13 protein-coding genes, 1 tRNA gene, 3 rRNA genes and 2 riboswitches are annotated in these 22,991 nt (G+C 37.5%); all 17 genes read right to left on the reverse strand.

All coding sequences use genetic code 11. The annotated features are described in order from the left end of the window. Positions 1-16 precede the first annotated feature (16 nt). Complete coding sequence (metK, locus tag VXM77_RS10650) at positions 17-1,207, reverse strand: methionine adenosyltransferase (RefSeq protein ID WP_161832933.1); 1,191 nt, start codon at positions 1,205-1,207, stop codon at positions 17-19. A gap of 148 nt (positions 1,208-1,355) precedes the next feature. Further along, positions 1,356-1,457: riboswitch (SAM riboswitch) on the reverse strand. A 68-nt stretch (positions 1,458-1,525) separates the two neighbouring features. Then, positions 1,526-2,707 (reverse strand): DNA recombination protein RmuC, encoded by a 1,182-nt coding sequence (locus tag VXM77_RS10655; RefSeq protein WP_161832934.1) that lies wholly within the window; start codon positions 2,705-2,707, stop codon positions 1,526-1,528. An 84-nt stretch (positions 2,708-2,791) separates the two neighbouring features. After that, positions 2,792-2,865, reverse strand: a tRNA-Gly gene (locus VXM77_RS10660). Between the two features lie 11 nt (positions 2,866-2,876). Beyond that, positions 2,877-2,985: ribosomal RNA gene (gene rrf / locus VXM77_RS10665) — 5S ribosomal RNA — on the reverse strand. Between the two features lie 173 nt (positions 2,986-3,158). Further along, a 23S ribosomal RNA gene (locus VXM77_RS10670) occupies positions 3,159-6,052 on the reverse strand. Between the two features lie 92 nt (positions 6,053-6,144). Then, positions 6,145-7,661, reverse strand: a 16S ribosomal RNA gene (locus tag VXM77_RS10675). The 16S, 23S and 5S rRNA genes sit together here with 1 tRNA gene alongside, the layout of an rRNA operon. A gap of 761 nt (positions 7,662-8,422) precedes the next feature. After that, entirely contained in the window at positions 8,423-9,700 is a 1,278-nt protein-coding gene (locus tag VXM77_RS10680; RefSeq protein ID WP_161832291.1) for a hemolysin family protein, read from the reverse strand. Positions 9,701-9,884: 184 nt separating this feature from the next. Further along, positions 9,885-11,300 carry a M23 family metallopeptidase gene (locus VXM77_RS10685; RefSeq protein ID WP_161832292.1) on the reverse strand — a complete coding sequence of 472 codons (1,416 nt, stop codon included), beginning with the start codon at positions 11,298-11,300 and terminating at the stop codon, positions 9,885-9,887. A gap of 585 nt (positions 11,301-11,885) precedes the next feature. Then, positions 11,886-13,061 (reverse strand): extracellular solute-binding protein, encoded by a 1,176-nt coding sequence (locus tag VXM77_RS10690; RefSeq protein WP_161832293.1) that lies wholly within the window; start codon positions 13,059-13,061, stop codon positions 11,886-11,888. Between the two features lie 158 nt (positions 13,062-13,219). Next, positions 13,220-13,879, reverse strand: a complete 660-nt coding sequence (locus VXM77_RS10695) for an ECF transporter S component (RefSeq protein ID WP_161832294.1) — start codon at positions 13,877-13,879, stop codon at positions 13,220-13,222. Between the two features lie 98 nt (positions 13,880-13,977). After that, positions 13,978-14,093: riboswitch (FMN riboswitch) on the reverse strand. An 80-nt stretch (positions 14,094-14,173) separates the two neighbouring features. Next, complete coding sequence (locus tag VXM77_RS10700; protein WP_161832295.1) at positions 14,174-14,881, reverse strand: GntR family transcriptional regulator; 708 nt, start codon at positions 14,879-14,881, stop codon at positions 14,174-14,176. A 48-nt stretch (positions 14,882-14,929) separates the two neighbouring features. Next, positions 14,930-15,754, reverse strand: coding sequence for a RecX family transcriptional regulator (locus VXM77_RS10705; protein WP_161832296.1), 825 nt, complete (start codon positions 15,752-15,754; stop codon positions 14,930-14,932). Continuing rightward, complete coding sequence (locus VXM77_RS10710; RefSeq protein WP_161832297.1) at positions 15,729-16,871, reverse strand: glycosyltransferase; 1,143 nt, start codon at positions 16,869-16,871, stop codon at positions 15,729-15,731. Before VXM77_RS10710 ends, VXM77_RS10705 begins: the two co-directional genes overlap by 26 nt. Before the next feature lie 263 nt (positions 16,872-17,134). Further along, positions 17,135-19,021, reverse strand: a complete 1,887-nt coding sequence (locus tag VXM77_RS10715) for an N-acetylmuramoyl-L-alanine amidase (protein ID WP_262953922.1) — start codon at positions 19,019-19,021, stop codon at positions 17,135-17,137. A 299-nt stretch (positions 19,022-19,320) separates the two neighbouring features. Next, positions 19,321-20,481 (reverse strand): aminotransferase class I/II-fold pyridoxal phosphate-dependent enzyme, encoded by a 1,161-nt coding sequence (locus VXM77_RS10720; RefSeq protein WP_161832299.1) that lies wholly within the window; start codon positions 20,479-20,481, stop codon positions 19,321-19,323. Positions 20,482-20,553: 72 nt separating this feature from the next. Then, the gene (locus VXM77_RS10725; RefSeq protein WP_338506330.1) at positions 20,554-21,954 is read right to left on the reverse strand and encodes a HAMP domain-containing sensor histidine kinase; all 1,401 of its coding nucleotides are present in this window, start codon (positions 21,952-21,954) and stop codon (positions 20,554-20,556) included. Between the two features lie 2 nt (positions 21,955-21,956). Beyond that, complete coding sequence (locus tag VXM77_RS10730) at positions 21,957-22,637, reverse strand: response regulator transcription factor (protein ID WP_161832301.1); 681 nt, start codon at positions 22,635-22,637, stop codon at positions 21,957-21,959. Between the last annotated feature and the right edge of the window lie 354 nt (positions 22,638-22,991).

A 22,991-nucleotide genomic window follows, 5' to 3' on the forward strand; every position in this document is an offset into this window, starting at 1 on the left:
GACTCTTTTTTAACAATTATAATTGCTCTTTTAAAACTTCAACCTTGTCTAAACGCTCCCAAGGAAAGTCTACATCACTGCGACCAAAATGTCCATAAGCTGCTGTTTTTCGATAAATTGGTTTTCTTAAATCTAACATATTAATAATACCAGCTGGGCGTAAGTCAAAATTACGACGAATAATCTCCACAATCTTTGCATCGGATAATTTCCCCGTTCCAAATGTATCTACCATGATAGAGGTAGGCTGTGCTACTCCGATTGCATATGAAAGTTGTATTTCAATCTTATCTGCATATCCGGCAGCAACTAAGTTTTTCGCTACATAGCGGGCAGCATAAGCAGCTGATCGGTCAACTTTCGTTGCATCTTTTCCAGAAAATGCACCTCCACCATGTCTAGCATATCCTCCATAAGTATCAACAATAATTTTTCGTCCCGTTAATCCCGCATCCCCGTGTGGTCCACCAATAACAAAACGTCCTGTTGGATTAACTAAATAACGTGTCTTATCAGTCACTAAATGTTCGGGTAAGACAGCATCAAATACATATTTTTTTATATCTGACTCAATTTTCTCATGACTAACTTCTGGTGAATGTTGTGTTGAAAGTAACACAGTATCTATCGCTACTGGTTTTCCATCTTCATTATATTCGATCGTTACTTGTGTTTTTCCATCAGGTCTTAAATAATCTAATGTTCCATTTTTACGTACCTCTGTTAATCGGCGAGCTAATCTATGCGCTAATGAAATAGGTAATGGCATATAATCCTCTGTTTCATTTGTTGCAAACCCAAACATCAGACCTTGATCACCAGCACCAATTGCTTCAATCTGCTCATCGGTCATAACACCATTTCTTGCCTCAAGTGCATTGTCAACTCCCATAGCAATATCTCCTGATTGCTCATCAATAGCAGTTAGTACAGCACATGTATCGGCATCGAACCCATACTTAGCACGATCATATCCAATTTCACGAATTGTTTCACGCACCACCTTTTGAATATCCACATAAGACGAAGTAGTAATCTCTCCAAAAACTAAAACTAATCCAGTAGTAACTGATGTTTCACATGCCACACGGGCCATCGGATCCTTACTTAAAATGGCATCTAAAATAGAATCTGAAATTTGGTCTGCAATTTTATCTGGATGTCCTTCTGTTACAGATTCTGATGTAAATAAACGACGTTCTGACATTATAATGTCCTCCTTTAATTTTGCTACGCTATACTCTATCCTAATACTTCATTAACGATAATAAAACGGGTCATCACTCATGTAACATTCTTAGTTAATAAAAAAAAGCCCGCCATAAGCGGACTTGAATAACTAATTCATTCAAACCCTCTTATTGTTCAAGTTAAACTCGCTTGGGTTGGCACCTTCCTTTATAAGGAGGTTGCCGCGACTTCATAGGCCCCTATGCCTCCATCGCTCTGAATAAGAGTATATTCTATATATTTTAATTTTCTCTATCATTATAAGTATAAAATCACATTTTGTCAATTGTAAAAATTATTCTTTAAAATCTAACTCAACATTTGAAATAGAATCAAATCTAGTCCCAATTTTTTCGGTTGTAATATGTATTTCTTTTACATCCTTAGAAACGGTGTCGATATGTTTACTTAACTTATCCCATCTCTCCTTATATCTTTTGAATTCGTCTCCTAGTTTATTAAGTTCTTGCTGAATCACTAGCGCATGGCGATCACGCTCAATATTATTTAGAATTACCTGAATGGTGGTCAATGTGGACATTAATGTAGTAGGTGATACCAACCAGACCCTTCTTTGTTGTGCATAATCAATTAAATCGGAATGATATGCATTTATCTCCGCAAAAATAGCCTCGGCTGGCATAAACATGATCGCCTGATCTGAAGTTTCCACAGCCTGAACGTATTTTAATGCAATGTCATCAATATGTTTTTTAACATCAGATTTAAATTTTTTAGTGGCTACCTGTCTCTCTAACTGAGATAAGCTGCGATCCATCATGCGTTGATAATTTTCCAAAGGGAATTTTGAATCGATAGGTAAATTATCTAATGGAGCGGGTGCAAATAAAATAGCATCTACAATGGTTCCATTAGATAGACGATATTGCATTTGATAAAGCCGATCATTTTTATCTCCGAAAACTGAGGCAAGTATTTGATAGAGTTGAATTTCCCCATAAGTTCCTCTGCTTTTTTTGTCCGTTAATAAATTTTGTAATGAGACAATATCTGTTGATAAACTTTCAATTTTTTTTTGAGCCTCATCTATTTTTGCTAATCGCATTAAAATACTCTGAAATGTCTCATTTGTTCTATTGAATGAGTTGTCTAATCTTTCATTCACTTTATCATTAATACGTGTTAAATTTATTTCAATTCGTTCATTTAATTGTTCAAAATCTTTTTGTAAATTCTCCGTAACCATCGTACTATGTTGTAATAATTGCCCACGTATCGTACGTTCAAATTGAGCATATCTTTCGATAATACGTTCATTATTTTGACCAATCGTATCAATCATTTGAAAATTGGCTTGTTGTAATCTTTTTTCCATACGTTGTTGCTCATCCAATAACTGTTTATGTTGATTTTCAATAAGCGAATAGGAATGCTCACTATTCTTTAAACTTTGATTTCTTAGCCCCATTACAACTAATACAATTAAAATAATTATTAAAAGATATAACCCAATCATTATCTTATCCCCTCTTTTACTATTAGTCCTATCACTTATAAACATATATAAAAAAAACATCCCAAAGGATGTTGATTGGCTATTTGGAGCGGGTGAAGAGAATCGAACTCTCACAGTCAGCTTGGAAGGCTGAAGTTCTACCATTAAACTACACCCGCGTTTTTTTATGGCCTAGCGACGTCCTACTCTCGCACTTGCGTACTACCCTCGGCGCTAAGGAGCTTAACTTCTGTGTTCGGTATGGGAACAGGTGTGCCCTCCTTGCCCTTATCACTAGACCTTCTGTCAGATCTTATCAATCTCACAAAACTAGATATCTTCTGCTTACTTCTTCTTGTCCGGCAACTCTCGCATCACAGTGGTAAAGTTCAATAACTGTTCATCACCTTCGTGATTCCTCAGTTCTTTTCACTTTCTGCCTGTGATAATCGCTCGTTTTTGCCTTTCCTATTTAGTTAAGTCCTCGATCGATTAGTATCAGTCCGCTTCATCTGTCACCAAACTTCCACTCCTGACCTATCTACCTCGTCGTCTTCAAGGGATCTTACTTCTTTCGAATGGGAAATCTCATCTTGAGGGGGGCTTCACGCTTAGATGCTTTCAGCGTTTATCCCTTCCACACGTAGCTACCCAGCTATGCTCCTGGCAGAACAACTGGTACACCAGCGGTGTGTCCATCCCGGTCCTCTCGTACTAAGGACAGCTCCTCTCAAATTTCCTACGCCCACGACGGATAGGGACCGAACTGTCTCACGACGTTCTGAACCCAGCTCGCGTACCGCTTTAATGGGCGAACAGCCCAACCCTTGGGACCGACTACAGCCCCAGGATGCGATGAGCCGACATCGAGGTGCCAAACCTCCCCGTCGATGTGAACTCTTGGGGGAGATCAGCCTGTTATCCCCGGGGTAGCTTTTATCCGTTGAGCGACGGCCCTTCCATTCGGTACCGCCGGATCACTAAGCCCGACTTTCGTCCCTGCTCGACTTGTTGGTCTCGCAGTCAAGCTCCCTTCTGCCTTTACACTCTTCGAATGATTTCCAACCATTCTGAGGGAACCTTTGGGCGCCTCCGTTACTCTTTGGGAGGCGACCGCCCCAGTCAAACTGCCCACCTGACACTGTCCCCTGACCAGCTCATGGCCACGGGTTAGAACCCCAGTAACACAAGGGTAGTATCCCAACAGCGACTCCTCCAAGACTGGCGTCCTGGTCTCTTCGTCTCCTACCTATCCTGTACATGTGTCACCAGTGCTCAATATCAAGCTACAGTAAAGCTCCACGGGGTCTTTCCGTCCTGTCGCGGGTAACCTGCATCTTCACAGGTACTATGATTTCACCGAGTCTCTTGTTGAGACAGCGCCCAGATCGTTACGCCTTTCGTGCGGGTCGGAACTTACCCGACAAGGAATTTCGCTACCTTAGGACCGTTATAGTTACGGCCGCCGTTTACTGGGGCTTCAATTCAAAGCTTCGCTTGCGCTAACCTCTCCTCTTAACCTTCCAGCACCGGGCAGGCGTCAGCCCCTATACATCACCTTGCGGTTTAGCAGAGACCTGTGTTTTTGATAAACAGTCGCCTGGGCCTTTTCACTGCGGCTTGCTTTCACAAGCACCCCTTCTCCCGAAGTTACGGGGTCATTTTGCCGAGTTCCTTAACAAGAGTTCTCTCGCTCATCTTAGGATTCTCTCCTCGCCTACCTGTGTCGGTTATCGGTACGGGCACCTAATAAATTATCCCTAGAAGCTTTTCTTGGAAGCGTGACATCAGCTGACTTCACCCTTTCGGGCTTTCGGCATCACAGCTCAATGTTTCGCCATGCGGATTTGCCTACATGACCACCTCACTGCTTACACGTGAATCCATTCACACGCTCAACTTAGCCTTCTCCGTCACTCCTTCAGTTTATTAAGTGGTACAGGAATCTCTACCTGTTGTCCATCGGCTACGCCTTTCGGCCTCACCTTAGGTCCCGACTTACCCAGGGCGGACGAGCCTTCCCCTGGAAACCTTAGGCTTTCGATGGATAGGATTCTCACCTATCTTTCGCTACTCACACCGGCATTCTCACTTCTAACCGCTCCACAGCTCCTTCCGGTACTGCTTCTCCGCTGTTAGAACGCTCTCCTACCACTGACACTTCGTGTCAATCCGCAGCTTCGGCGGTCCGTTTAGCCCCGGTACATTTTCGGCGCAGAGTCACTCGACTAGTGAGCTATTACGCACTCTTTAAAGGATGGCTGCTTCTAAGCCAACCTCCTAGTTGTCTGTGCATCTCCACATCCTTTTCCACTTAACGGACACTTGGGGGCCTTAGCTGGCGGTCTGGGCTCTTTCCCTTTTGACCATGGACCTTATCACCCACAGTCTGACTCCCGATCATATCTATCTGGCATTCGGAGTTTGATTGAGATCAGTACCCCGAGGTGGGGCCATCACCCATTCAGTGCTCTACCTCCAGTAGACTCTTATCGAGGCTAGCCCTAAAGCTATTTCGGAGAGAACCAGCTATATCCGTGTTCGATTGGAATTTCACCCCTAGCCACAAGTCATCCAAGCACTTTTCAACGTGCCCTGGTTCGGCCCTCCAGTCAGTGTTACCTGACCTTCAGCCTGCTCATGGCTAGCTCACACGGTTTCGGGTCTACAACATCGTACTCCTCGCCCTATTCAGACTCGCTTTCGCTTCGGCTCCGTCTCTTCAACTTAACCTTGCACGATATCGTAACTCGCCGGTTCATTCTACAAAAGGCACGCCATCACCCTTTAACGGGCTCTGACTAGTTGTAGGCACACGGTTTCAGGTTCTCTTTCACTCCCCTTCCGGGGTTCTTTTCACCTTTCCCTCACGGTACTGGTTCACTATCGGTCACTAGGTAGTATTTAGCCTTACGAGATGGTCCTCGTTGCTTCCGACGGGATTTCTCGTGTCCCGCCGTACTCAGGATCCCTTCCCTGCTTCACACAATTTCACCTACGGGACTCTCACCCCCTCCGGTTGGCCTTCCCAGACCATTCGGCTATCATGTTCAGTCATTTCTGAAGGTCCTTCTACCCCGGATTACTCCGGTTTGGGCTCCTCCCTGTTCGCTCGCCGCTACTTGGGGAATCGATGTTTCTTTCTTTTCCTCCAGGTACTTAGATGTTTCAGTTCCCTGGGTCTGTCTCCTCTATGGCTATTGATTCACCATACGGTGCTAGCGTATGACCACTAGCGGGTTTCCCCATTCGGATATCCCCGGCTCTTTGCTTACTTACAGCTCCCCGAGGCGTTTCGCCGTTTGTCGCGTCCTTCTTCGACTCCTAGTGCCTAGGCATCCTCCGTGCGCCCTTTATTACTTAACTTTTCTTCTTCAGAAGATATCTAGTTTTCAAAGATCAATTCTAGGAAAATCGAAATTCTCCCAAAACTAAACAGAACGTCTCTTTCTCCATAGAAAGGAGGTGATCCATCCCCACCTTCCGGTAGGGATACCTTGTTACGACTTCACCCCAATCATCTACCCCACCTTAGGCAGCTCCCTCCTTGCGGTTAGGCCACTGACTTCGGGTGTTGTAAACTCTCGTGGTGTGACGGGCGGTGTGTACAAGACCCGGGAACGTATTCACCGCGACATTCTGATTCGCGATTACTAGCGATTCCAACTTCATGTAGGCGAGTTGCAGCCTACAATCCGAACTGAGATTGGCTTTATGAGGTTTGCTCCACGTCACCGCTTCGCTTCTCTTTGTACCAACCATTGTAGCACGTGTGTAGCCCAGGTCATAAGGGGCATGATGATTTGACGTCATCCCCACCTTCCTCCAGTTTGTCACTGGCAGTCTCGTTAGAGTCCCCATCTTACTGCTGGCAACTAACGACAGGGGTTGCGCTCGTTGCGGGACTTAACCCAACATCTCACGACACGAGCTGACGACAACCATGCACCACCTGTATCCATTGTCCCCGAAGGAAACCCTCTATCTCTAGAGGCGTCAATGGTATGTCAAGACCTGGTAAGGTTCTTCGCGTTGCTTCGAATTAAACCACATGCTCCACCGCTTGTGCGGGTCCCCGTCAATTCCTTTGAGTTTCAGTCTTGCGACCGTACTCCCCAGGCGGAGTGCTTAATGCGTTAACTTCAGCACTGAGGTTCGACCCCCAACACTTAGCACTCATCGTTTACGGCGTGGACTACCAGGGTATCTAATCCTGTTTGCTCCCCACGCTTTCGCGCCTCAGTGTCAGTTGCAGACCAGGAAGCCGCCTTCGCCACTGGTGTTCCTCCATATCTCTACGCATTTCACCGCTACACATGGAATTCCACTTCCCTCTTCTGCACTCAAGTCAACCAGTTTCCAATGACCCTCCACGGTTAAGCCGTGGGCTTTCACATCAGACTTAATTAACCACCTGCGCGCTCTTTACGCCCAATAATTCCGGATAACGCTTGCCACCTACGTATTACCGCGGCTGCTGGCACGTAGTTAGCCGTGGCTTTCTCATAAGGTACCGTCAATTGATAGTCATTTCCTCCTATCACCTTTCTTCCCTTATAACAGAATTTTACAACCCGAAGGCCTTCTTCATTCACGCGGCGTTGCTCGGTCAGGCTTTCGCCCATTGCCGAAGATTCCCTACTGCTGCCTCCCGTAGGAGTCTGGGCCGTGTCTCAGTCCCAGTGTGGCCGTTCACCCTCTCAGGTCGGCTACGCATCGTCGCCTTGGTAGGCCTTTACCCCACCAACTAGCTAATGCGCCGCAGGCTCATCCATCAGTGATGCCAGGAGCATCTTTAAACTTTCGTCCTATCCGGTATTAGCGATCGTTTCCAATCGTTGTCCCCGTCTGATGGGCAGATCACCTACGTGTTACTCACCCGTTCGCCGCTTCCCACCGAAGTGGTTCGCTCGACTTGCATGTATTAGGCACGCCGCCAGCGTTCATCCTGAGCCAGGATCAAACTCTCCATAATTGTTTGTTTCCTTAGCTTGCGAAATTTCTTTCGCTCATGATTCTTGACGTTCTGTTTAGTTTTCAAAGAACTTCTCTCGCCTTTTGACGACTTCTTTATCTTACCGCATTCGACTTTTTCTGTCAAATGTTTTTTTATCTTTTTTTATAAGATTTCTTGTCCACCTCTCTTGGCGACTTTTCTAGTTTATCATGTTCAACAACTTCTGTCAAACACTTTTTAACTTTTTTTGTTTTCTTTTCCATCGCCCTTTTGGCGACTCATTTATAATAACATCTTGTCATCTAGTAGTCAACCGATTTTTTATATTTTTTAATAAATTAAATAAGATATCGTCGAAATAAAATATTTTTTCATTATTTAACATTTTTTTATACCATTCAAGGGTCCTATATAATCAGCTTTCACATAAAGGATTCTATCTCCTACACTCTATGAGGGTATTTTTAAAAGCTTTAATCACGAAAACTATTCTCTCACGTACACGCGTACATCTGATCTACACTACAAAATATTTTTTTACAATGAACCATTTTCCGTGACATACTCATCCAGTTGATAGTTATCATGCCAGGTTACCTACTAATCATCCATCTCTCGTATAATCCTTAAATTGCTATCTAACTAAAATTCATTTCCTATATGTTCGGAATCTTATGCGTGCATGAGCTTTTCATCTCTCAACTTGTAATATTCTGCGTGTTTGACTCTAAAATCAAAAAGAGCGGTATTAAGCTAACTAGCCCTACCACTCTTTCAATCTATTCCTCAGGTGCATTCTCAGGTTCTACAACCTCAATTTTAACCCTAATAATTCGGCGATCTTCTACTTCAATAATCGTAAATATCAGGTTATGATACTGATACATATCTCCGATTTCCGGGATATCTTCTATTTTAGAATACATCCAACTTCCTAATGAATAAGCGTCTTCTGGAATATCTAAATCAATATCCATGATATCAAATAATTCATCTAACTCTATTTCGGCCTTCACCTCATAGAGAGTATCACTTTTTTTAACGACCAATTGTTCCTCTTCATCGTGTTCATCATATATTTCCCCTACGACTTCCTCTAGAACATCTTCCATCGTAACCAATCCGGCAGTTCCTCCGTACTCATCCGCAACAATTGCTAAATGTTGTTTTTCTAATTGTAACCGGGTAAGTAAATCTGAAACGCGCATTGTATAGGAAACATACATTGGATCACGCATCACATCTGCAATTAAAAGATCATCTGTTGATCCATTTTCAATAATAGCAGAAAATAAGTCACGTTCATAAAGAATACCAACTATATTATCACGCGATTCATCGTAAACGGGAATACGTGAATATTTTTCTTCAAAAAATACATTTTTAACATTTTCAGTAGAATCATGAACATCTACGGCAACAACATCAACACGAGGAGTCATAATATCTTTTACGAATGTTTCACTTAAATCAAGAACACTCTGTAACATTTCAACCTCATCCTGTTGGAGTACCCCTTCTTCTTCCATAGTATCGATAATTACATTCAGTTCATCTTCCGTAACTGAAGGTTCGTCTTCTTTTTTACTGTATAATTTAGCTACAAAATCCTTTAATACCATAAAGATAAAGATTAAAGGCTTCATTACTTTTATCATATAATAGTAGATAGTACCTATTGACAATGCTAACGATTCAGAGTTTTCCTTTGCGTAAGATTTGGGTAAAATTTCACCAAAAATGATAATTAAAACGGTCATGACAGCCGTCGCAATTGGAGCACCCGAAGCACCTAGATTTAAAACTTCTGTTGCGACAATCGTTGCAAGCGATGCAGAGGCTAAATTAACAATATTATTTCCTATTAAAATTGCTAATAATACTTCATCAAATCGTTCCGCTACATTTAGTGCCTTTTTAGCTCCAGGTCTACCATCGTCTACATATTGACGTAAACGAATTAAATTTACACTTGAAAAGGCAGTCTCAGAGGCACTAAAAAAGGCAGATAGAATAATCATGATAACAAGTATTACATAATACATGGACGGGTCCAAGGCAATTCACACTCCTATAATTTTCTATTTTTATTATGTAGTTTACTATATCAATTTCAAGGGTATTTGTCAATAATACGTCCAGGTTTATACAAATTCACTACAAACTAGATAACAAAAAGAAACCCCTAATAATTAATATGCTCTAGAGTATATTAATTATTAGGGGTTTTCATTCCTTTAATTAATAAAAATCTAACGGATTAGGTGCGTAGCTTGGTTGACTTCCCGTATTTGGACGAATTTCAAAATGTAAATGTGGTCCTGTTGAGTTTCCGGTATTTCCAGCTTCACCAATCGTCTGTCCACCTTGGACACTGTCTCCTGCCGATACATTCAATGAATTTAAATGCGCGTAACGAGTATAATAACCGTTTTTATGATCAATTAAGATATTATTTCCATATCCATTACTATATCCAGCACTAATTACAACACCGCCATCAGCTGCATAAACAGGTTGCCCAATATAAGCCTGAATATCGATAGCATAGTGTCCGCTATAACATAAATAGCCACAGGTTACTGAACGCGTAGTCGTTGGCCAAATCCAATTCCCACTTCCTACACCAGAAATAACCTTTGTCCCTCGTTTTACAATTTGTTTAACCGGTTCTGATAGTTGTGAATCTTCTACGACTGATAAAGAAGATTGTACGCCATTTTCGTAGACAATATTCAGCCGCTTTAAACTTTGCCCATTTTGGCCTTCTTGTTCAATGACAGTCTCTCCTTTTGGTAACGTACTATCATCAATATATTCCACGTCATATGGCAATTCTGTAATTTCAACTTTTTCTTTTTCAGTCTCTACAATAATCATTGGATTCAATGGCGTTACATCTAACTCCATTCCTAATAGCTCATTCCAAGATAAACCGTTGATTTGAGGATTTAATAAGTGTAATTCCTCTTCAGTCAAACCATTCTCTGTGGCAATATCCCATAATGATGAATCTTCATTAAAAAGTACCGTCTTTTGAGGCTGCGTTTGACGATATAACACCATTCTTCGCGTTTCCTCACGACTTAAAATACCATCTAAATTAGCATATTCAGTTTCTACCTTAACCGGTTCTAATAGTTTTGCACCAATATATTGTGAACCCGCCTCAGTTAAAGGAGTAATCTCATTTTCAATATCCATTATTTTCTGAATATCTTCCACTCCAGTGTAATGCACCATTAACTCTAAAAGTGTATTAGTCACTACATTGGCATCCTCTACTACAAACTGTTCCTCGTTAATTGAAATTTTATAGGCCGAAACCTGGAAATTTGCTTTTTCAGCCACTGTTTCTAAAACGGATTGACTATCTAGCGTATTTAACGGTAATAAAGTAACCTCTTTTTCAAGTCGAACATTAGTCGGCGATTTAATAACTGTTTGCTTTTCATATTTCTTTGATAATTCCTCTTTTTGTTTATTTACTAAATTATCATATTCACTTTTATCTGTTATAAGCCCAATAGGCTCTTCATCTACATATACACGATAAACAACATTTTGTGTTGTTACTGGAGCTGCCTCCACTAGTTTTTGCCTATTCCCCGTTATACACATGGTGACAATTAATGCACCAATTATCTTGTTCTTCATATCATTACGACCTCCACGCCTTATTTCACAATACAATAAGGTAATTTTTTAGTCTTGGTGACTGTTAGAATCTATATAAAATTAATTTTTTATCTAAGTTCCCTCTCTGACTTTAATTTTTTCACACAAATGTGTCCAATTTGTGTCTTTCTAAAGATTTTCTTAATAAAACGACTATAAATGAACAATTTTATCAGAAATTATACATCTTTTCCACATTAATTGTTGAATTTTTTCTATTTAATTAAAAATATTAAAGCGTGTCTCCTTTAGTAATGCTTAATTAATTTTTAACGATTAATATTTACCCTTAGTAATTCCAAGCCTTACCTTTTTAAGTATTTTTTATTATAAACTTTAAGGCATTATATCTTAAGATAAAGAAGAAAATTTTAAGTTTCTCAAGGTATCCACTCTAATCAATTAGATACCGAGTTATAGGATTTCTATTTGTCTTTGTTTAAATAATACCGAAACCGTGTCATTACATAAGAAAAAGCACCTCTCTCATAGAACTAAAACCAGACTAATCATAAAATATCATTTTTCTGGTTTATATCTATTATAAGGGCACTTTATTTCCCGTTATTTAATTACCTTTTCTAATTCACTATTGATGCAGTCTACCGTCTCATTCATAATCGTTTCAATCTGATACGGAAGTCGTAACATTTGTTGGGAAGCTCTTTGAAAAGGAAGGTACACAAAACTAAATTCAACTTGATTAGGCAATGGGATTGAGCGATGTAATTGTTTTTTCACGACATTATAATACTCCTCCTGAGAGATAATAGTAGCATAATCTACAGGGGCTATTCCCTTTGTTAAATCATATCGTACTTTCGCCACCTCTTCGGTTAATAAATAATTTAAATACTTGGCAGCTAACTCCTGATTCTTCGACGATTGAGTTATTTGATACGTGTCGATTTTTGTATATGTATACGGTAAAATATCCTCTACAAAGTTAGGAATCGCTTGATAGCCTAAATTAGGATACACCTCTAATAGAGAAGATACTAATGAGGCTGGAGCAATTAACAAATCTGATGACTGATTGATAAACGATCGATACACTTCAAATTCGGTTTGATAAACCAATGATTTATCTAATAAATAAAACATTGCGGCTATTCCTCGAATAGCATCCTCATTGTTTAACCCAATATCATAAAAATTAGTATCACCAAAATTATCAACACCCACGGTATATCCCCCAAATCCAGTAACAAATGGATTAATATGATATATACTTTGATAATCAATCGCTAAAGATATGTCCTCATCAAATAACTGCGAAAAAGATTGTATGCCGTATTTAAACATTTCCTTATTATAATACAAAATATCGGTCTGCGCATTATAAGGTACCCCATAATACTCGCCCTTTACCTTAAAAGCCGATTTTACATTAGGCAATATATTAAAGGAATCGAAAATATCACTCATTGGATGAATGGCATTCATTTCTACTAGATCAGAAATTAAAGTATGTGAAACATTAATAATATCCGGATACTCATTAGACTTTTTATATAGCGGCAGATTGGTTATGACTTTATCGGAGGGAATAATTTTCAATTGAACCTCTACGTTATACATACTCTCAAAAATAGGATTTACAGTTTCTAATACCTCATAATCCGATTCATTAACCCATACTTGCAATACCTCAGATGACTGTAGATTAATTTGATTAATGTACTTATATAAACCTAGCATTATAAAAATTAAAAAAATCAGATATACCATTCTCTTCATCCAAACACCCTCTCATATTCATTTATAAAGGATTATTTTTAACTATCATTTCCATTTATCTGATGTTTATTATATCAAAAAAAGAGGTGGCAAACACCACCTCTTTTCTATATAAAGGATAAATATAATTTATATTAAAGTTATAGAGTAACCTAAGTTTATTTGGCAGTTACTGACGACACTCTCTTATGCTTCGTACTAAACCGTAATGCTGTTAACAATCGAGGGGAAATTAATTCATATACACCCAATACAATTAAACCTTTCAATGCGTTAAACGGAACATAAACAAGCGCAATGGCAGCTCCATAACCTAAGTTAAAAGGTAATCCTGGAATAAAAGAATCCAAAGTTGCCCATTCTATAACATCTGTAAACCATAATCCCCCGAAATAAATAGGTGTAATAAAGAGATAATTACATATCGTTAAAATAAGAGAAAACCCTGTAATAACTAAAATGAATCGTAATGCCTTTTGTCCTATTTTTGATCCAGAAATATATTTTTTTATTATAACGTACAGAAACGCTAAGGTCGTAGAAGCAATAAAGGCTGTAATAGATCCGATATGCATAGGTGTTGCACTAAGACCTAGCATAATATTTAATAGGGACTTAAAGAAAGCCACCATAATTGCCGGAATCAATCCAAATAATTCAACAGTTAATAGTACAATTAATTCACTTAAATCAAATTTTAAGAAGGGAACTAATGGATAAGGAATTTCAATGAGCATTAAAATTGTCCCCAATGCAATAAAAACCCCTAGTAAAATTAAATTCTTTGTTTCTTTGAAACTTGTTGTTGCGTTTTTCATACACTCTCCTCCAATACATTTAAAGTTTTAGTGAAATGCAAAAAGATCTCACGTTAATAAACCTTCGTGAGATATATCCTAAAAAGAGTATATCAAAAACGAATCTTCTCCCATCCAGACTTTAACTGTCGGCTCTGGAATTTATACCAGATCAACCTTACGGCTTGCGGGCTTTACCGCCGGTAGGGATTTTCACCCTGCCTCGAAGATTTATTAAATGGATTCAATTTACACTGTCATTTTACCCCTTTATGACTCTCATGTCAATAATCCCCTACGGATTATTTCTTTATTTTACCATTTTCTTCGCGAATGAATACGTACCGTATAATTTTGGGGATTAGCGTATGTTTCAACAAATTCCAAAACTTGGCCATTCATTAAAACCGAAGTTAATTCTAAATAGAGTAAAGGTTCATTTAATGGTACCTCTAATAATCGAGATACTTCCTCGTTAGCCTTAATGGCTGTTACAGTTTGTGACCCGGATGCAATTTTAACATTTAATGCCTCATCCAAAAATGCATAAATCGAGGTATTAATAACTGATTGAGGTAACTCTTTAATCACAGATACAGGAATGTAATTATGTTCCAATGTCATTGGACGATTATCCGCCATACGAAGTCTTAATAAACTATGTACACGGTCATGAATCTTAATTTCTAACTTTTGGGCTAATCTCTCGTCCGCCTCAATTAGCTCATAACTAACAACCTTTGTATGAGGTCTCATTCCCTTACTACTTATTTCAGAAGTAAAACCTACTAATTCTGCAATAGGTTCATGCAGTTTATCATCAGCAACAAATGTTCCCACCTTATCTTTACGATATAGCTTCCCCTCCTGGATTAATGATTCAATCGCCTTTCTCACGGTCATGCGAGATACCGAATATTTTACGGCTAAGTCACGCTCTGATTGAATAATAGCATTAGGTACCAATTGTTTAATTTCCTCTTCAATTAACCCCTTTACCTTTAAATAAATTGGCTGTGTCATGTCCAAAACCCTCTTTCATAAAATAAAAGGGACGAATCGCCCCTCTAACTATTCAATCTCCATCAGATTATGATAAACACTTAAAACATCCTCATAATTAAATCCTTTTCTTATTAAAGCCGAAACAACCTTTGTTTTACGTTGATAGTCATTTAGACTCCGGTGCTTTTGATAATACTTTTGCACCTCTTTCCTTAAAATAGCTTGTTGATTATCTTGAGTATCTTCCACTTCTAACTGATTCATAACCCTATCGATTATTTGTTGATTAAATCCTTTATTAATTAACTGATTTATAACTTTTTGTCTAATAACGTGCACTCCGTATTTATAGTTACTATTGATTATACGATGGGCAATTTTTAATGCATGTTCAGTCTGATATTCCTCTCCATACGCAGGAAGATACTGATCAATTACCGATTCAGATACCCCTTTTCTTATTAACTCTAACTTTATTTTATTGGGACCCTTTTTCCCCATTACCATTTCTTGATGAATATACGATCTTACATATTCTCCATCATTTAATAATCCAGCATTAATTAAACGTCCTAAAACCTCATTAATAACATGAGCAGCATAATTTTTAGATTCTAATTTTTCTTGGATTTGAGCAGTAGTGTAAGAGCGCCGTGATAATAATTTTAACGTGTATTGATAGGCATCACCTAAATCCAACTTACCGTTCAATTCATCAATTTGTAACTCGTCTAATTCTTTCCCAACGACTAGCCTAAACTTTAAAACGAGCTCTTCATGAACGGGCAACAAAACAATTTGCCCATTCGGAACTCTTAAAGCAATTTCATAATCGGGACCATTTACATGGGTAAGCTTTAATACTTTATAGTTGTTGTTCGTAGTACTCATCACTATCTTTCAACACATCCTCAACAATTGTTTTAGCCGAATATGCTCGCGCTAACTGTTTAATATTACATTTCATTTCGTCCAGTAACCCGTCTTCATTTAAAATGATTAATACATGATAGATTAACTCTGCTTCACTCGTCACAATCACGGCAGCATTTTTATCTGAGAAATATTTTGCATTCTCTAATTCTTGTCCGTAAACTGGATTATATAAAATAACCGGAACACCTTTAATTGCAGCCTCAGTTAGTGAGATTCCACCTGGTTTCGTAACCATTAAATCAGCAATTGAGAGCAGCTCATGCATTTCCTGACAGTAACCTAATACCTTGAGATTTTCATATTCATCCAACAATTGAATTACTTGATCATATAACTTTGTATTATTTCCACAGACAACAATAACCTGAATCTGAGGTTGGGAAGCTAAGCGGGCTGCAATCTCATCAACATGTGAAACAACACCATGTGCCCCTGCTGCAACTAAAACTGTACGCTTTTGAGGGTCTAACCCATATTTTTTATAAATCTCTTGGCGGTTAAGCTCCTTATAAAACTTCCCATGAACAGGTATTCCTGTTAACATAAATTGACTTTGTGTCAATCCATTAGCGACTCCCCAAGCCACCATTCGATTATTGGCCACATAGTGACGGCGTGCCCCCTTGTAAAGCCATAGCCCACTTGCGTAATAATCAGTAATAACTGTGTAGATTGGAATTTTAAATCCTTTATCTTCTAATGTATATAAGGAAGTTACCGGAAAGACACTAATAATAGCATCGGGATTAAAAGACTCGATTTTATTTCGCAATGATCGCATTCCAAACTCCAAATAGGGTTTCAAAATTTTAGCTTGAAATGAATCATGAACGGCGTAACTAGACCCGTAATATAACATGCGATAAACGTCTTTACCAATCGGTTTATAACTTTTTAAATAAGCCTTTTGAATAGTTTTAGATAATGTCGGAAACTCTTCAGAATATAAATCATATTCTTCTACAATAACATTTTCGTACTTGGAGAATTCTTCCGTTAGTGAACTAGACACTTGTAAATGCCCGCTACCAAAAGGAGCAGTTAATATTAATACTTTCTTTTGATTTTTCATTATTTCCTCTCCCTCTCACTTAATCTCTATTACTATAAAATGTTAAAAATCTAAATAATATGATATCATAAAAAATATTTTGTATCCATTATTAAGAAATAATATCCATTAATTTAACACCTGTCAGGCACCTCTTAATTAAAATGTTAATTTACCATAATAACCTTTACCTTTTCCGTTAAGATTATACGTCCATTCTATACTCCACTCCCACATTCAACATAGGAAACTCTACCAAAAATAAAAAGGGGGATTCCCCCTTTTTATTTTTGGTATTTTACTCCAAGATACTCCACCGTTGCTTTTACAACCGCTTCGCCCCATGATTTCCAATCCGCAATCCATTCCTTATAATCTTTAGGATTATCGAGATATGCATATTCAATGAGTAGCGTTTCTGACCCATAATGTGGAATTGAATCATAGCTATTATTATGTTCAACTAATTCTGAAGACTGTGATAATGCCCCCCCTGTTTCACGAATAATGTATAAATAGTCAAGAGAATCATTAAGACAACCATATTTTTCTTCATAAGAAGATCCGCGGCAAACAAAATATTTTTTATATGACCCTTCTGAAGAACGAAATTCACTCTTTACCGAATCACGGGGATCTTGTCCCGCCTCCTTTAAGGCAGTAGAGACCCTTGAAGACCAATCATCGTCATTGATAACAGAACTATAAACCTCAAATCCTTCTAATGACTCATTAAAAGAATTCAAGTGATTAGAAATCATATATTTTGTCTGATAACGATAAACTTGCTCAACCCTTCCCTCGTCATAAAAAGGCGATTTTCCATAATCAGATTTACCAGGACCAGCAGGATCTACATCCTCAGTACGAGTTAACTTAACCTTCAGTCCATGATCCTCCAATCTTGAAGCTATATACTTAGACAGCTTAAGCGCCTCATTTGCCTCCGTTAATTCACCTGCAACCGTTCCGCCATCCAATCCCCCATGACCAGGATCAATTAAAATATCATACACATCTTCAGGAACTTCCTTCACTGAACGAACGATAAGATAGAGTAAGCCATTTTCTGATTTCAGCGTCACATGATTAGCTACACCATTTCTCAGAATACAGTACCACTGCTCGCTTAAGACTTCATCCGTGTATAAAGGAAGATCGTTTAACTTAACCACGTAATTTCCTTCCTTAAGATCCGACAATTCAATCGCTTTATTTCCACCCTCTAAGTAAGCCTCATCAACAATAATATTACGAGATGCATCAACTAGTTGATACGTTAAAATATCCGTTGTCCCTATATTGAGGTGTAAGGATTCTGCATAAAATTGATGATTTTTGTAATTCAGGTGGGGAAGTTCCTTATTAACTAAAATAAGGTTATCTGATTGAGGTAATAATTCGTAGCCATCTAAACCTTTGAATACCTGACTCCCTTTATTTACTTGAACAGGAATCGAGAGGATATGATTATTTATCTCCATTCTCATTCTTAAAGCTAACACGGGTGCCTGCACTAACTTCTCAATCGGTATTTCGACTTGAAGATTAACCTCTTCTCTATCCTCGCTCGTGATGGTAACATCACCCTCAATGACAGATTGGTTAATCACATCGATGATTTCATAACGAATCTCTTCGGAATCAAATTTCATCTCTTTAGTTTTCTTTAGCGCGTGACTAAATAATAAAACATGATCCTTAATCTTTAAATCAGCAATTGATTGTTCTATCCTTTCATTATCGGCAAATGTACGAATCACGTCTTTTACCTTTTTAGAAAAGAACAGCCCCTTCCTCCTTGCCTGGAAGGTAATTTTATAATCGGTGTTAGGAGCCGACAAATCAACATCGAATCTTGTAGCCGTATTATCTAATACGTAGGACTTATCATTAATGTTGATTTGAATTTCCTTATAAGCATCTTTTTTCAACGGCTCCCAACTCAACGATAGTCGATACAAACTTTCCCCTTCCTTAGGATTAAGATCGTCCGTTAACGCTAAGGAAACATCAACCTTATCGGTTAATATCAGCTTTAATCCAAAACCGATACCGCTAAGAATAAGTAAACAGCTTAAGATAAATAGCGTAAATCTTACCTTATTAATTTTAATTTTCTTTTTTCTCTGACTGGGATAATAACTATAACTTCTATATTTCTTCTTCATTGCCATCTCTCTTTCAACATTACATTAAATATTCTTGCGGTTAATCGTCTTTCGTCTATACAACAAAAAATTTTATTTTCCTTAATAATGTCTCTAAAAAATAAAGCTATATTGTATCACGTATCTCCTAAAGTCGGTTGTTCTATCTCTAGGTTTACCATTAACATTAAATTTATCAAATAATTAATTGAGATACTGCTTCATGTTAAGATACCGCATTTTTAAACTATCATCGCATGACTTTTATCACATGCAAGTCCTTCAGTATTTTATCATAGGTCACGGGTAAATTAACTCTTTTACAAACTTTTTATAAAATTTTGTATACGTAAAACGCCTGCTCGCAACGTTTCAAAGTCACAACAATAAGATAAACGAACATATCCCGAATCATTTGGTTCAAAGGCCATACTAGGAACAATGGCTACTTGTTTACTTTTTAGTAAATTCATTGCGAACTCATATGAAGTTAACCCGTAATTACTTACGTCTATATAGAGATAAAAGGCTCCCTCCGGCAATACAACATGCTTAAAATACGGTTTTAACTGTTGGTAAACATAATTTCTATTTTTTTCGTAAAGTTGCTGAATGTTTTTCGTCAATTCTGGGTGATTTAATGCCTCAAGAGCCGCATATTGAGAAATAGTTGAAGCAGAAGCAACGAAGTTTTGATGAACAACGGCTACCGTATTGATAAACTCTTTTGGGCCTAATACGTACCCTATCCGCCATCCCGTCATCGCATATGACTTAGAGAAACCATTTAAAATAAATAAACGATCCCTTAATCGTGGATATTTTGAAAGCGAACAACATTTTTTCTGTTCAAACACGATTTCACGGTATATCTCATCACTAATCACAAAAATAGGTTTATCCTTTATACAGTTGTATATCACCTCATTTTCCTCTTCAGAAAATATTTTCCCCGTAGGATTACATGGAGAATTCACTAAAATAGCTTTCGTTTTTGCAGTAATTAACCTGCTTAATACCTCTTCCTTTACCTGCATATCATTTTCCACCATATCATATAAAACAACTTTTCCCCCATACATTTGAACATTCGTATTGTATAAAGTAAAGGATGGAGAAAAAATGATAACCTCATCGTCTTCCTCTAAAATTGTTTTAAAAACCGCACTAATAGGTTCAGAAACACCTGTTGTAATGATAATCTCTGAATATGGATCATAAATCTGGCCGTAATTATGCTTACAATACTCTGAAATTGCCATTCTTAACTCTATAATTCCATATTGATGAGAATAACCCAACGAAGATTCCATCATTTTATGATGTAACCCCTCTTGAATAACCTCATAGGTATGCCGAGATATATGGGGTTCCCCTAATGTAAAATCAATAACATCATTATATTTATCCGCTAACACTTTCATTTCCCGAATCAATGAAGGTTTTAGCATTGAAGCGTACCGATTAATTTTTAATTCCATTTGATCATCCCCCTAATTTTAAAATAATAAAAAGGCCATTTGTAAATAACAAATGACCCTCATATATTCCCCCTATTCATCAAAGTCTGGATCTACATTTAAATCGAAATAAAACTTTACACCTCGTGAGGTATTAACGACCCCGTAATGACTTTGGTGCATCTGCAAAATTTTACTCGTAATTAGTAGTCCTAGACCTGTTCCCCCACTGTCCCTATTTCTTGACTTTTCTAAACGATAAAAAGGTTCCCATATTCGATCCAATTCCTCTTCTGGAATAAAAATCCCCGTATTTTCAATTTCAAACTGAACTTTACTTCCAAAGCGTTTAAGACTTACATAAATGTGGTCACCATCAGGAGTATAACGAATAGCATTAGAATATAAATTTGTAACGACGGTCATAATCTTCGAAGAATCTGCCTCTACATATTCATCGTCCAAATCTAAATGAATATGTAATTTCTTCTCTCCCATTATATGCTTAACCTTATTATTTAAATGCTCAATTAACATTTTTAAATTGAAACTACTGTATTCTAAAATATCCTCCGGATTTTCCATCTTCATATAATTTAATGTATCTTGAACCATCACCGTCATCCGATTAACCTCTTCTATGATAGAGCTTAATTGCACCTTAACCTCGTCGGGAGACATTGAACGCGATTGAATTCGAGTAGCAATTCCCTTAATAATTGTAAGTGGAGTTTTTAATTCATGCGAAATTGTGGAAAAGAAAGTTGAGCGCATTTGTTCAAATTCTCGCTCGCGAGCAATATCATCTTTTAATCGTTCATTCGCTACTTGTAATTCAGTTAACGTCCTGTTTAAATTCTCACTCATAACATTAATATTTGTTGCTAACTCTCTTAGCTCATCATCTGAATTTACTTCACATTTTTCGCTAAAATCAATATTTGCAATATTAGTAGTAACCCGCTTCATATGCAATAAAGGTTTAGTAATATGCTCTGTTAACCAAATAGCAAAAATGAGTACCAAGATAGCTAAAATCATAAAGATAAAGATATAATAATTCGTAAAAACGGATAACATTTCACCTAAAACTTGTAAAGAATAGGAGATTTCAATAATCCATTCTTCTCCTTCCTTAAATTTAATTTTAGTATAGTAATGATACGTTGTCACATTTTTATCAGTCGTCGATTCGAAAAAGATATCATTATCCGTTAAATATTCTAAATTTAGCTGCGAAGTATTTGAACTATGTAATTTATATTTAATCAAATATTTATCTTCGATCCCATTCATATACGAAAAAAAATCATTCGTGAAACGTTGAAAGTTCGGAACCTCATCTTTTATTTCATAAACCAAGCGATAAATTTGATTTTGTTTATAACCCGGATAAGCAAAATCATAAAAATAGTATTGGGCAACAATATCTAAAAGAAGCGTCGTAAAAAACAAACCAAATAAAAGTAAAAAAATCTTTGTTGCTAAACGCAAGACTATATCACCTCAAACTTATACCCAACACCAAAAACAGTATGAATATATTTCGAATAGTCCCCCAATTTTTTTCGAATTTTTTTTATATGCGTATCCACAACACGAGTATCACCAAAATAGTCGATTCCCCAAACCGCATCTAAAATTCGATCGCGATCTAACGCAATTCGGTGATTTTCAATTAAAAAAACTAATAAGTCAAATTCCTTAGGTCTAAAATCCATCAGTTCATTATCCACACGAACCGTCCTCGATAATTTATTAACAACCAGACCATCAAAAGCTAATTCATAAGTTTCTACTTCATCGTCTTCATTAATACGAGATAGCAATCGATGAACTTTTGCTAATAAAACCTGATTATCAAACGGCTTTGTGACGTAATCATCTACCTTTAAATCATAACCACGCACTTGATCTTCCACACTAGAACGTGCCGTTAACATAATGACAGGTACCTTAGAAACCAAACGAATCTCTTTTAAAACAGAAAACCCATCTTTCTCAGGCATCATAACATCTAATAAAACTAAGTCAAACTGTTGTGAATGAAATAACCGAAGTGCTTCTAGCCCATCTTTTGCCTCAATCACCTCGTAATCATCCATTAAGCAGTCTACAAGAATCTCTCTAATCTTTAACTCATCCTCAGCCACTAAGACCTTATATTTTATACTCATCCTAACACTCTCCAATAGGAAAAAAATCTCTCTTTAAAATTTAACATAAATGGATACAATTTGTACACAAGAAAAACATAATTTTTTTATTATTATATATAGAGGTAACTTCGCCTTTATCGGGCCTTCCTAATAGGTAAATCCAATGATTATATTTTATAAGCCTTTGACTGAATCACTTACTCTAACCACTGTTCATCTTTCCTTGCTAAATAAATTCATAAAAAATGAGGAGGAACTACCATTCATCGAATTAATTATCAGAAAATTATTGTTGTTCTACTCACCTGTACATTAATTACCCTTATCTTTCTATTATACTCACTTCTTTCAGAATTACTTGTTTTTCCAGGT

The organism is Turicibacter sp. KK003 (genome assembly GCF_037014675.1).
Lineage (GTDB): Bacteria > Bacillota_I > Bacilli_A > MOL361 > Turicibacteraceae > Turicibacter > Turicibacter faecis.